Source organism: Cnuibacter physcomitrellae, from assembly GCF_014640535.1.
Classification (GTDB): Bacteria; Actinomycetota; Actinomycetes; order Actinomycetales; family Microbacteriaceae; genus Cnuibacter; species Cnuibacter physcomitrellae.
In genome coordinates, this window is sequence record NZ_BMHD01000001.1 from 2,594,165 (window position 1) to 2,606,502 (window position 12,338).

Annotated in this window: 13 protein-coding genes; 5 read left to right on the plus strand and 8 right to left on the minus strand. The window is 68.7% G+C overall.

All coding sequences use genetic code 11. The annotated features are described in order from the left end of the window. Together IEX69_RS21105 and IEX69_RS12220 are read right to left on the minus strand one after the other, a co-directional pair. On the minus strand, positions 1 to 276 hold the full coding sequence (locus tag IEX69_RS21105; protein ID WP_085017616.1) for a type II toxin-antitoxin system Phd/YefM family antitoxin: 276 nt from the start codon (positions 274 to 276) through the stop codon (positions 1 to 3). An 85-nt stretch (positions 277 to 361) separates the two neighbouring features. Then, positions 362 to 928 carry a hypothetical protein gene (locus tag IEX69_RS12220; RefSeq protein WP_085017617.1) on the minus strand — a complete coding sequence of 189 codons (567 nt, stop codon included), beginning with the start codon at positions 926 to 928 and terminating at the stop codon, positions 362 to 364. Positions 929 to 1,068: 140 nt separating this feature from the next. Here IEX69_RS12220 and IEX69_RS12225 point away from each other — a divergent pair, with 140 nt between their 5' ends. Both IEX69_RS12225 and IEX69_RS12230 read left to right on the plus strand, forming a co-directional pair. Then, complete coding sequence (locus IEX69_RS12225) at positions 1,069 to 1,608, plus strand: peptidylprolyl isomerase (RefSeq protein ID WP_085017618.1); 540 nt, start codon at positions 1,069 to 1,071, stop codon at positions 1,606 to 1,608. 28 nt (positions 1,609 to 1,636) lie between these two features. Further along, entirely contained in the window at positions 1,637 to 2,518 is an 882-nt protein-coding gene (locus IEX69_RS12230; protein WP_085017619.1) for a rhomboid family intramembrane serine protease, read from the plus strand. Between the two features lie 72 nt (positions 2,519 to 2,590). On the opposite strand, the gene IEX69_RS12235 is transcribed toward IEX69_RS12230, so the two are convergent. After that, a complete protein-coding gene (locus IEX69_RS12235; protein ID WP_085017620.1) occupies positions 2,591 to 2,857 on the minus strand; it encodes a cell division protein CrgA in 267 nt (88 codons plus the stop codon). Positions 2,858 to 2,957: 100 nt separating this feature from the next. Between IEX69_RS12235 and IEX69_RS12240 the strand changes: the two genes are divergently transcribed. The 3 genes from IEX69_RS12240 to IEX69_RS12250 are packed head-to-tail and all read left to right on the plus strand — an operon-like array spanning position 2,958 to position 4,581. After that, the gene (locus IEX69_RS12240; protein WP_174604345.1) at positions 2,958 to 3,785 is read left to right on the plus strand and encodes a class E sortase; all 828 of its coding nucleotides are present in this window, start codon (positions 2,958 to 2,960) and stop codon (positions 3,783 to 3,785) included. After that, a complete protein-coding gene (locus IEX69_RS12245) occupies positions 3,785 to 3,946 on the plus strand; it encodes a DUF4175 domain-containing protein (protein WP_162818385.1) in 162 nt (53 codons plus the stop codon). Before IEX69_RS12240 ends, IEX69_RS12245 begins: the two co-directional genes overlap by 1 nt. Further along, entirely contained in the window at positions 3,943 to 4,581 is a 639-nt protein-coding gene (locus IEX69_RS12250) for an anthranilate synthase component II (protein ID WP_085017621.1), read from the plus strand. Before IEX69_RS12245 ends, IEX69_RS12250 begins: the two co-directional genes overlap by 4 nt. 63 nt (positions 4,582 to 4,644) lie before the next feature. On the opposite strand, the gene pknB is transcribed toward IEX69_RS12250, so the two are convergent. Genes pknB through IEX69_RS12275 form a run of 5 tightly spaced genes read right to left on the minus strand, consistent with a single transcriptional unit; the run spans position 4,645 to position 12,329 of the window. Continuing rightward, positions 4,645 to 6,348: a Stk1 family PASTA domain-containing Ser/Thr kinase gene (gene pknB / locus IEX69_RS12255; protein ID WP_085017622.1), complete on the minus strand. Its 1,704-nt coding sequence runs from the start codon at positions 6,346 to 6,348 to the stop codon at positions 4,645 to 4,647. A gap of 48 nt (positions 6,349 to 6,396) precedes the next feature. Further along, complete coding sequence (locus IEX69_RS12260; RefSeq protein WP_085017623.1) at positions 6,397 to 8,175, minus strand: protein kinase domain-containing protein; 1,779 nt, start codon at positions 8,173 to 8,175, stop codon at positions 6,397 to 6,399. Further along, on the minus strand, positions 8,172 to 9,626 hold the full coding sequence (locus tag IEX69_RS12265) for a peptidoglycan D,D-transpeptidase FtsI family protein (RefSeq protein WP_085017624.1): 1,455 nt from the start codon (positions 9,624 to 9,626) through the stop codon (positions 8,172 to 8,174). Before IEX69_RS12265 ends, IEX69_RS12260 begins: the two co-directional genes overlap by 4 nt. 4 nt (positions 9,627 to 9,630) lie before the next feature. Next, on the minus strand, positions 9,631 to 11,013 hold the full coding sequence (locus IEX69_RS12270; protein ID WP_085017625.1) for an FtsW/RodA/SpoVE family cell cycle protein: 1,383 nt from the start codon (positions 11,011 to 11,013) through the stop codon (positions 9,631 to 9,633). After that, positions 11,010 to 12,329 (minus strand): PP2C family protein-serine/threonine phosphatase, encoded by a 1,320-nt coding sequence (locus tag IEX69_RS12275; protein ID WP_229756333.1) that lies wholly within the window; start codon positions 12,327 to 12,329, stop codon positions 11,010 to 11,012. Before IEX69_RS12275 ends, IEX69_RS12270 begins: the two co-directional genes overlap by 4 nt. Positions 12,330 to 12,338: the final 9 nt, after the last annotated feature.

Consider the following 12,338-nt stretch of genomic DNA (forward strand, 5'->3'; position numbering starts at 1 on the left):
CTACCGGTCGTCTTCGTCGCGCATCTGCTGCAGCACCTCCGACAACGTGGGGCCGTCGTCGTCGAGGGGCTTCGGGAGCGGCATGTCGGCCAACGATCGTGTGGCGGGCCTGATCTGGCCCGACGCGATCATCTCCTCGACGCGCGACGGGCGTATCGGGGTCATGAGCGCGACGGGGCGCCCTCTGTCGGTGATGGTCACTGTCTCACCTGCGGCTACTCGTGCGACGACGGCGGAAGCGTTCTGCTTCAGCGCCCGAATCCCGACCTCGGCCATGTTCTACAAAGTAGCACATGAGGAAGACACAAGAAAGGGGCCGCCCGACGGATCGGACGGCCCCTCTCGAGGTCAGCGCGGAGGGTCAGCCCTCGGCGTTAGGCTTGTCGAGCGAGTCGGGCTCCTCGTCGGCGATCCAGAGCTCGTCGTCGGCACGGAAGGTCTGCCAGACGGCGTACGCGACGCCGACCGCGACGACGGCACCGAGGCTGATCAGCACGACGGCACCGGCTCCGGGTCCCGACTTCTGCTTCTTGGGGGAGAACGCCGCGATGTTCTTCGAGACGTTCTTCTTCAGCTTCTTCGCGCGCTTCTTGGCCAGCTCGGGGTCGCGAGCGGCCTGGAGGACGGCGACGGCCGAGCCGAGGGTGGTCGCCACAGCGGGCACCACATCCGACGTGAAGCGATCACGGGCAGTGTCGCCCGCGGCCTTGACGGCGGCGACGTTCTTGCTGATGGCCGGCGACACCGAGTCGGCGGCGGTCTTCACCCGGGGGATGACCTCCTCCGTCGTGAGGTGGCCTGCCTGCAGCTTCGCCTGCTTGAGGACGTCGCTGGCACGCTCGATCAAGACCTGCTGGTCGGCCCAGAGCGACTCGGCGGACCCCTTCAGTCGCTTGAGCTCTTTACGGCGTCGGCGGGAGAGAGCCATGTGAAACCTCCATCGGAGTGAGCACGATCACTGTCATCTTGCCACGCATCCGCACATCGGCCATAGCAGCTCACTGGTCATCCGCCGCAAGGCGGCTGCGGCTTCCCTGGACGACACGGCCGGTGTGGGAGAATCGGACCATGCCCGCTCACACCCATGTCGCCACCCTCAACACGAACCACGGCCCGATCGTCGTCAACCTCTACGGCTTCCACGCACCGAAGACCGTGAACAACTTCGTCGGGCTCGCGACGGGTGAGATCGAGTGGACCGACCCGAAGACGGGCCAGCCCTCCACGGCGCCGCTCTACGACGGCGTGGTCTTCCACCGCATCATCCCGGGCTTCATGATCCAGGGCGGCGACCCCCTCGGCACCGGTACCGGCGGCCCCGGCTTCCGCTTCGACGACGAGATCAACCCCGAGCTCGACTTCACCCAGCCGTACATGCTCGCCATGGCGAACGCCGGCATCCAGGGCGGCCGTGGCACGAACGGATCGCAGTTCTTCATCACCGTGGGCCCGACCACCTGGCTCCAGGGCAAGCACACCATCTTCGGCGAGGTCGCCGATGACGCGTCGAAGCGCGTCGTCGACAAGCTCGCGGGTGTCGCCACCGACTCCTACGACCGTCCGCTCGACGACGTCGTGATCGAGAGCGTCACCGTCGAAGCCGTCTGACCCTCCCCGTCGCGCACGCTCGCCGCCCATGACGAGTCTCCCGGACTCCCCCGACAACTACTGCTACCGGCACCCCAACCGACAGAGCTTCGTCCTCTGTCAGCGGTGCGGTCGCACCATCTGTCCTGAGTGCCAGGTGCAGGCGGCGGTGGGCGTGCACTGCGTCGAGTGCGCTCGACGCGATCGACAGGAGACCCCGCGAGCGTACAGCGCGTCGCGGCGGCCGTCGTTCCTCCGGAACCTCACCGGGCAGGGTGCGCCGGTCATGACGTACGCGATCATCGCCGCGTGCGTGCTCGTCTACATCCTGCAGTCGATCCCCGGACTGGGCGTCACGCAGGCCCTGCAGTACGCACCGATCTACACCAGCGGTCTGCCGGGGGTGCCCTTCGAGCCCTGGCGCATGATCACCGCGGTGTTCGTGCACTCCCCGTTCTCGATCTCAGCGCCGTGGTCGATCCTCCACATCCTGCTGAACATGTACACGCTGTTCATCTTCGGCCCCATCCTGGAGCGGATGGTCGGGCGGTGGCGGTTCCTGACCCTCTACCTGGTCGCGGGCTTCGGGGGTTCTGTGGCGGTCGACCTGCTGGCCGACCCCCTGACGGCCGTGGTCGGAGCCTCGGGCGCGATCTTCGGTCTGATGGGCGCGTTCTTCATCATCAACCGTCACCTGGGCGGCGACAGCGCTCAGATCCTGGTGCTCGTGGGACTGAACCTCGCGATGGGGTTCTTCCTGTCGAACATCTCGTGGCAGGCGCACGTGGGTGGCCTCGTCGCGGGCGCACTCGTCGCACTGGTCTTCGTGCGCACGAGGCGTCGGCAGCAGAGGTGGGTGCAGATCCTGTTGGTGGCGGCGATCGTGGTGGTGCTCATCGCACTCACCGTGGTCAGATCGCTCACCTACTGACGAAAGTTATCCACAGCCTTATCCCCATTGGGGATGATTACACCGGTGTAACTTGTGGAACCCGGTCGTGGGTCAGCGCCACCTGGTGGTCATGATGAAGCCGATGAAGGCGATGCCGAAGCCGATGAGGATGTTCCACGTGCCGAGCCCGGGGACGGGCAGGATGCCCTGGCTGACGTAGAAGACGATGATCCAGAGCAGCCCGATCAGCATGAAGCCGAACATGACGGGCTTGTACCAGACCGGATTCGGGCTCTTCGCCGTCTCGTCGGAAGTGGTGCGCTGCACGTCGCGCGAGCGTCGCGCGACGTCGCTCGAGGATGCTCGGTCTCTGGCCATGGGGAGAAGTCTAACGAAAACGCCTGTGCGCACCCGGGTCGTTCTCCACAGGCAACCATTCCGGAGCAGTCCTTCAGGTAGACGCACCTAGGATGTCACCATGAGCACGTCTGACGACGTCGCCCCGGGGGCCGACGACCTTCCTCTGCGACCGCGCCGGCCCAAGAAGACCAAGCCCCGTCGCAGCGTCGCGTCGCGGATCATCGGCGTGTTCGGCGAGCTGCTCATCACGGCCGGCGTGCTGGTTCTCCTCTTCCTCGGCTGGCAGTTCTCGATCAACGGCATCATGCTGAACAACCAGCAGGCCAGCGACGCGTCCTCCCTCTCGCAGCAGTGGGCCACCGAGACCCCCACGACGGCGCCGACCACGGATGCGAGCCCCACGGCGGCGCCGAGCCCGGCGAGCGGCCAGTACGGCGATCCGCCCGTCGCCGCCATTCCCGGGGCGGGCCAGGAGTTCGCGGTGCTCTACGTGCCCCGTTTCGGCAGCGACTTCCGGAAGACCATCGCTCAGGGCGTCGACCCGAAGGCCGTCCTCAACAACGGAGGCGCCGGTCACTACCCGAGCACCCAGATGCCGGGCGAGGTGGGCAACTTCGCGATCGCGGCCCACCGCGACGGCTGGGGGAGCCCGTTCCTCAAGATCAACGAGCTCCAGATCGGCGACCCCATCTACATCGAGACGCAGGACGGGTTCTACACCTATCGCTTCCGTGGGCTCGAGTACGTCACGCCGTACGGTGTGGGCGTCATCGACCCGGTCCCGCAGGCCGACGGTGTCGCTCCGACCGACCGCCTGATCACCCTGACCAGCTGCAACCCGCTCTACATCGCCTCTGAGCGCATCATCGCGTACGGCGTGCTGGAGAGCTGGCAGCCGAGGTCGGCCGGGCCGCCGGCGGAGATCGCAGGGATGGTGGGCGCCTGATGTACGCAGCTCTCTGGCGTGTTCTGCCCGGTCCGGTCTGGCTCCGCATCCTCATCCTCGTCGTCCTCGTCGCGGCGATCCTCTACGTGCTCGCCTTCTACGTGTTCCCGTGGATCGACGAGCTCACCACCCCCACGCAGGATGTGACGGTCGACCAATGACCCGGGTCCTGGTCATCGACAACTACGACAGCTTCGTCTACACGCTGGCGGGCTACCTGCAGCAGCTGGGTGCCGAGGTCGACGTGGTGCGCAACGACTCGTTCGACGCCTCCGACGCCGCCACGAAGCTCGCCGAGTACGACGCCGTCCTCGTCTCGCCTGGTCCGGGAAAGCCCGCGGATGCGGGGGTGTCGATCCCGGTCGTGCACGCGGCGATCGAGGCCGACGTGCCCCTGCTCGGTGTGTGCCTCGGCCATCAGGCGATCGCCGAGGCGATGGGCGCGACGGTCACCAACGCCGAGGAGCTCATGCACGGCAAGACCTCGGTGATCGAGCACGACGGGAGCGCGTTCTACGACGACGTCCCTGCGTCGTTCACGGCAACCCGCTACCACTCGCTCGCGGTGGTCGACGGCACGGTGCCCGAGTCGCTCGTGATCACCTCACGGACGCAGGGCGGCGTGATCATGGGTCTGCGCCACGTGTCCGCACCGATCTACGGTGTTCAGTTCCACCCCGAGTCGGTGCTCACCGAGGGCGGCTACGCGATGCTCGGCAACTGGCTCGCGGTCGCGGGACTGGTCGAGGCCAAGGAGCTCTCGAAGGGTCTCAACCCGCTCCTCCGCGCCGTCTGAGCTGCCCGGCCTCCGCTCGCAGAGCGATGCGCGGGCCGACCGGACGGGCCGGGCGGATCGGTGTCAGCGTCGGCCGCAGTAGCGGAGTGTGATCTCCGAGCCCTGGGCAGCATCGCCGGGGGCGATCGACTGGCCTGAGACGGGATTTCCCGTGACGGCGTCGCACCCCATGTCCTGCTCGACCTTGACCGCGAGAGAGAGGCCGGAGAGCGTCGACTGGGCGGCATCGATCGGCTGACCGGTGACGTCGGGCACCGTGACGAGGCCCGAGGAGACCACGAGGTTGATCGTGTCGCCGGCGTAGCCGTCCGTCGTGCCCGCCGGGTCGGTTCGGATCACGGTGTCGGCAGGGGCCGACGCCGAGTTCTCCTTGGTGATCTGGCCGACCTTGAACCCCGCCTGCGTGATCTGGGCGGCGGCGTCGGTCGACGACAGCCCCTGCACGGAGGGCACGGGGACGCTCTTCCGCCCCTGCGACACGTTGACGGTGATCACCGTCTGGGGAGACACGATGGTCCCGGCCGCGGGGTTGGTGTCGACGACCTGGCCCTTGGGCACGGTGTCGCTGTAGACCTCGAAGCGCGCGGTGACGAGGTCGAGCTGCTGCAGCGTGGACTGGGCATCCTCGAACGTCTGCCCTGTCACGGTCGGCACCTCGCGCGAAGCCGCGGGCAGCTGATCGGAGGGCTGGAGCGAGAGCACCCAGAACACGATCGCCACCAGGATGACGGCGACGGAGGCGATGCCGGCCCAGATCCAGAGCACCGGCGGTCGCGACTGGGTGCGGACCGCGTACTGGTCGTCGCCCGCCAGCTGGGTGAGCGGCGACTCCGACCCTGCGGCGAGGCTCGGGGGTGCGCCGAACAGCGAGGACTGGAAGTCGTCGACGGGGACGCGCTTGGAGGGGATGCGGCCGGAGGCGGCGACCTCGAGATCGGCGCGGAACTCCGCCGAGCTCTGGAACCGGGCGAAGCGGTCCTTCGCCAGCGAGTGCAGCACCACCTGGTCGACCGCCGGGGAGACCAGCGGATTGAGGGTCGACGGGGCGACCGGTGCCTCGCTGACGTGCTGATAGGCGACCGCGACGGGGGTGTCGCCGCTGAAGGGCGGTCGCCCGGTGAGCATCTCGAAGAGCACGATCCCCGTGGAGTACAGGTCGGTGCGGGCGTCGACCGACTCGCCGCGCGCCTGCTCGGGAGAGAAGTACTGCGCCGTCCCGAGGATGGCGGTCGTCTGCGCGACCGTGGCGGACGAGTCGGAGATGGCGCGCGCGATCCCGAAGTCCATCACCTTCACCTGGCCGCCGTGCGTGATCATCACGTTGCCGGGCTTGATGTCGCGGTGCACGACGCCGGCCCGATGCGAGTACTCGAGCGCGGTGAGGATGCCCTCGGTGATCCGGATCGCCTCGGCGACGTCGAGCGGGCCGTCGGACTTGATGACGTCCTTCAGCAGGCGGCCGTCGACGTACTCCATGACGATGAAGGGCACGACGCCCTCGAAGCCGCCCGGCTCGGCGATCCGCTCCTCGCCCGCGTCGAAGACCCGCACGATGGTCGGATGCGCCATGCGCGAGGCCGCCTGCGCCTCCTGCCGGAACCGGGTGCGGAAGATCGGATCGCCCGCGAGCTGCGACCGGAGGAGCTTGATCGCGACCTGACGACCGAGCCGCTCGTCGCGCCCCATGTAGACGTTGGACATGCCGCCGCGGCCGATGAGGTCACCGAGGCGGTACCTCCCAGCGAGCAGTCGGGTGTCGTCGGTCACGGTGATGGGGCTCCTCTGGTGCTGCGGGACGTGGTGGACGCGGGGTGATCAGTTGCCGGAGCCGCCGCCACCGGTGCCGCCGCCGCCGGTGCCGCCGCTGCTGGCAGCGGGACCGATCGGGACGGTGAGCGTGGGCGAGGAGCCCGACGCCGCACCGGAGCAGCTCACCGCGTAGGTGACGGAGATGGTGGCGCCCTCGGCGTTCGCGGCCTGCAGCGTCGCGGTGGTGCCCGTACCCGGCTCGATCGTCACGGCAGCGTTGGAGGCCTGGACCGTGTAGCCACTGAGCGTGGTCCCGGAGGGGCAGCTGTAGGCGGGCCAGCTCACCACGAAGGTGCCGTTGGCCGGCACCTTGCCGCCGGACTCGCCGCTCTGCACCTTGGGGGCGTCCTTGGGCGCGTCGGGGACGATCTGGGCGCTGTACACCGTCAGCGTGATCGTGGTGCCCTTGTTGACGTTCCCGACTGGGCTCGCCTGGTAGACGACGTCGACCTGGTCGGGGCTCGTCGCCGGCGCGCCGGCCGCGCGGTCGGCGCTCAGTCCGAGACCGGTCAGGATGGCCGCCGCCTCATCGAAGGTCTTGCCCTTGAGCTCGGCCTCGCTGACCGCGACCGTGTTCGAGGTGGGCGTCGGAGTGGGAGTCGGCGTGGGGGTGTTCGTCGGCGTGCTGGGCGCCGAGGTCGGGGTGGTCGGCGCCGGCGTCGGGTTCGAGCTGTTCCCCGTGTTCTGCAGCAGCAGACCCACGATCGTGCCGACGATCACCAGCGCGAGGATGACGATGAGGACGATGAGCGGGACCGTCCAGGGGCTCCGCTTCTTCTTCTCTGCCTCGGCGGGCGGCTCGGTGGCGACCGGGGCCTGAGCGGTGGGCGTGGGCTGGATGCCCTGCGCACCGAGGACCGTGGTCGCCGCGGTGGGCGCGGCGGACGACATGACGCGCGTCGCCGACGTCGGCGGGAGCTCGCTGCCGCCGAGGACGGCCGGCACGGCTGCGGCGGCAGCGGCGATGTCGCCGCGGCGCAGGGCCATCGCCGCGCGGGCGAGGTTCCCGGTGGAGGACGGCCGCTCATCCGGCTTCTTGGCGATGCAGGCGAGCACGAGGTTGCGCACGGGCTCGGGCACGGTGGTGGGCAGCGGCGGCGGCTGCTCGTTGATCTGAGCCATCGCGATCGCGACCTGGGACTCGCCGGTGAAGGGACGGCGGCCGGCGAGACACTCGTACGCGACGATGCCCAGGGAGTAGATGTCGGTGGTGGGCGAGGCCGGCTGACCGCTCGCCTGCTCGGGCGAGAGGTACTGCACCGTGCCCATGACCTGACCGGTGGCGGTGAGTGGGACCTGGTCGGCGATCCGGGCGATGCCGAAGTCGGTGATCTTCACCCGCCCATCCGGCGTGATCAGGAGGTTGCCGGGCTTGATGTCGCGGTGGACGAGGCCGGCGGCGTGGGCGGCCTGCAGGGCGAGCGCGGTCTGAGCGACGATGTCGAGGACGCGGTCGGTCGGGAGGGTGTGCTCACGCTCGAGGATCGTGGAGAGCGCCTCGCCGGGCACGAGCTCCATCACGAGGTAGGCGCTGCCTTCCTCCTCGCCGTAGTCGTAGACGTTCGCGATGCCCTCATGGTTGACGAGCGCCGCGTGCCGGGCCTCGGCGCGGAAGCGCTCGAGGAACCCGGGGTCGCCCATGTACTCGTCCTTGAGGATCTTGATGGCGACGGTGCGTCCGATGACGAGGTCGGTGGCCTCCCACACCTCGCCCATGCCGCCGATCGCGATCCGCTTGGACAGCTCGTACCGGCCTCCGAACGTCAGCCCTGCTGTGGGTCTCATTTATTCAGCACCGCCTCTAGTACTTGTTTCGCGATCGGCGCGGCCAGGCTGTTGCCCGTGCCGGACTGCCCTTGCCCGCCGCCGTTCTCCACCACGACCGCCACGGCGATCCGAGGATTGTCGGCAGGCGCGTATCCGGTGAACCACAGCGTGTAGGGATCGCCGTCCCCGTTCTCCGCGGTCCCCGTCTTACCGGCCACACTGGTCCCGTCTATTCTTGCATTAGTCGCCGCTCCGGATTGGACCGCCTCGACCATCAGTTGAGAGATCGTCGACGCGGTGTCGCTCGTCATCGGGGTGGCGAACTCCTTCGGCTGGAAGCTCTGGAGGCTGCTCAGGTCGGGAGCGTTGATCGAGTCGACGAGGTTCGGGGTCATGATCTTCCCGCCGTTCGCGACGCCGGCCGAGAGCATCGCGATCTGCAGCGGGGTGGCGACGTCGCTGCCCTGGCCGAAGGACTGCAGGGCGAGCTGGGCGTCGTCGCCCGCGGTGCTCGGGAACTGGCTCGCCGCGACATCCATCGGGACGGTGAGCTCCTTGCCGAAGCCGAACGCGTTCGCCATGTCGCCGAGGTCCTTGTCGCCCATCTCCACGCCGAGCTCGGCCATCGGGATGTTGCACGACAGGATGAAGGCGGTCGCGATGCTGACCTGGTCGCCGCCCCCGCAGGTGCCGCCGCCGGCGTTCGAGACCGTCTGGTCGGATCCGGGCAGCTGGTAGCGGGCGGTGTTCTCGAGGGTGTGGTCGACGGGCAGGCCCGCGTTCTGGAGCGCCGCGGCGGTGGTGACGATCTTGAACGTGGACCCGGGCGGGTTGAGGTCGTCGATCGTCTTGTTGATGAGCGGATCGCCGGCGGCCTGGAGCAGCTGCTGGTAGGTGTCGTCGACGGCCTTGGTGTCGTGGACCGCGAGGGCGTTCGGGTCGTAGTCGGGCTTGGAGACCATGGCGAGGATGCGCCCGGTCGACGGCTCGATCGCGACCACCGCTCCCTGGAGGTCGCCGAGGGCGTCGTAGGCCGCCTGCTGGGCCACCGGGTCGATGGTGAGCGAGACGGAGGCGCCCTGCGGGTTCTGGCCGGTGATGATGCGGTTGAGGTAGTCGAGGAACTGGGAGCTCGAGGTTCCGCTGAGGTAGTCGTTCAGGGACTGCTCGATGCCGGTCGACCCCTGGCCGAGCGTGTAGTAGCCGGTGACCGCGCTGTAGAGCGGACCGTTGGTGTAGACGCGCTGGTACTTGTACTCGTCGCCGCTCGGCACGGACTCGGCGATCGGCTGGCCCTGCACCAGGATGGATCCGCGCTGGACGTCGTAGCTGGCGTAGATCGTCCGGGCGTTCCGCGGGTTGTCGGCGAGGTTCGAGGCCTGGAAGAACTGGATGGTGGTGCTCGACACGAAGAGCGTGACGAACATCAGCACGACCACGATGCTCACGCGCTTGAGTTCTCGGGTCATCCTTCTAGATCACCAGCCTTGGCTGATTGCGAACTGTGTCGGACAGTCGCAGCAGGAGAGCGACGATGATCCAGTTCGCGACGAGCGACGAACCGCCCGCGGCGAGGAACGGGGTGGTCAGACCGGTCAGCGGGATCACCCGGGTGACGCCGCCGATGACGATGAAGCACTGCAGCGCGACGGTGAACGACAGCCCGACGCCGAGGAGGCGACCGAAGTCGTCCTGGCCGGCGAAGCTGATGCGGAAGCCCCGGGCGATGAACAGCATGTAGAGGCAGAAGATCGCGAACAGGCCCGCCAGCCCCAGCTCCTCGCCCAGGCTCGCGATGATGTAGTCGCTCTGCGCCAGCGGGGTGATGTCGGGGCGTCCCTGCCCGAGGCCCGTCCCGATCAGACCGCCGTTCGCCAGGCCGAAGAGGCCCTGCACGAGCTGGTAGCTGGCGTTGTCGGGGTCCTTGAACGGGTAGAGCCAGTTGGTGAACCGGTCGTTCACGTACGGCAGGACCTGGCTGGCGATGATCGCACCGGCGAGGAACAGCCCGACGCCGAGCACCACCCAGCTCGCCCGCCCGGTCGCGACGTAGAGCATCACGACGAAGAGCCCGAAGTAGAGCAGAGCGGTGCCGAGGTCGCGCTGGAAGATGATGATCGCCATCGCGACGCCCCAGAGCACCAGGATCGGGCCGAGGTCGCGGGCGCGCGGGAACCGCATCCCGAGGAACTTGCGGCCCACCATCGAGAGGCTGTCGCGACGCGACACGAGGTACCCCGCGAAGAACACCGCGAGGGCGATCTTGGCGACCTCGCCGGGCTGGAACGAGAACTCCCCGATGTGGATCCACACCCTCGCGCCGTAGATCTCCTGGCCCACCACCGGCAGCATCGGCAGCAGCAGGAGCACCGCGGCGACGAGCATCGCGATGTAGGTGTAGCGCTGCAGGACGCGGTGGTTCCGGATCACGACCACGACCGCGATCGCGATGACGATGGCGATCGCGCTCCACACCACCTGGCGGACGGCGGTGCTCTCCCAGCCGGTGAGGTCGTTGGCGATGTCGATGCGGTAGATCTCGGCGATGCCGAGGCCGTTCAGGAGCGACGCGATCGGGAGGATGAAGGGGTCGGCGTTGCTCGCGACGAACCGCAGCGCCACGTGCATCCCGAACACCAGGATGGACAGTCCGGCGCCGAGGAACAGCACGGTCTGGTCGGCGTAGCCCAGCGCGCCGAACTGCACGAGCACCACCGCGGCCGCGTTGAGCGCGCACGCGAAGAGGAGCATGACCAGCTCGAGGTTGCGGAGCTTCTTCGGCACGCGGATGCGACGCACGCCCTTGCCGGGCGTCTCGGGTCGTGTGGTGCCGACGGGAGCGGTGACGTCGGTCATCCGGTCACCCCCTCGGCGGCGGGCTGCGGGGCCGGCTGGTCCGCGGGCTGCGGTGTCGGTGTCGGCGTGGGGCTCGGGGTGGCCGGGTCGTCCGGCTGCACCGTCGCGTTCGACAGGCGTTGGACGATCTCGAGGGCTTCGGTCACCGAGCCCGCGCTGATCGTGTTCGAGACCTGCCCCTGCGCGTACGGCGACAGCGAGTCGACGGGGATGTCGGTCTGCTGGAAGACGTGCGAGAGGGACACCGGCCCGATCCCCTGCTGGACCCCCTGGTAGACCGCGACGTAGCCGTCGGACTGGCCGACGAAGTAGCGGGTCTGCGTCCACTGGTATCCGGCGTAGAGGCCGGCCGCGATGATCCCGATCACGACGAGCGCGCCCACGAGCCACGTCGCCTTCCGACGGCGCGACCGGCGGCGATCCTCCTCGATGAGCTCGTCGAGGTAGCCCTCCGACTCGGGCTCGAAGTGGCTCTCGGGCTGCACCGGGCGCGGGTGCAGGCGCAGGCCCGGCAGGCGGGCCGAACGTCGACCGACCTGCTGGTCGAAGACGATCGGCGCCGCGGCCGACCCGACCGTCGTCGGGGTCTGCTCGGTGATTTCGAGGGACTGGTCGACGTCGATCACGATGACGGTGACGTTGTCGGGCGCCCCGCGGTCGAGGCTCTCGCGCACGAGGGCGTCGGCGGCCGCATCCGGATCGGACAGCTCCGTCAGCACGCGCTCGATGTCGTCGCGCTCGACGACGCCGCTCAGTCCGTCGGAGCAGAGCATCCACCGGTCGCCGGGTCGGGTGTCCATCACCTGGAGATCGACCTCGGGTGCGGCGTCGACGTCGCCGAGCACCCGCATCAGGACCGAGCGGCGGGGATGGGTCTTCGCCTCCTCGGGCGTGATGCGGCCGGAGTCGACGAGCCGCTGCACGAAGGTGTGGTCGACGGTGATCTGCGAGAGCACCCCGTCGCGGAGCCGGTAGATGCGCGAGTCGCCGATGTGGGCGATGGCGACGCTCTGGCCCACCCGAACCAGGGCGCTGAGCGTCGTGCCCATGCCGGTGAGCTCCGGATGCTCGTAGACCGTCTCGGACAGCACCGCGTTCGTGGCGACGATCGCCTCCTGCAGGGCGAACTCCGCATCCACCGCCGAGCTGTACTCGCCGTCGATCTCGGCGAGCCGGCGCACCGCCAGAGCCGACGCCACGTCGCCTCCCGCGTGACCGCCCATCCCGTCGGCGACCACGAACAGGGTCTCCCCGGCGAAGCCGGAGTCCTGGTTGTTCGAGCGGATCTTTCCAGTGTGCGAAACGGCCGCGCTCACGGTCACAAT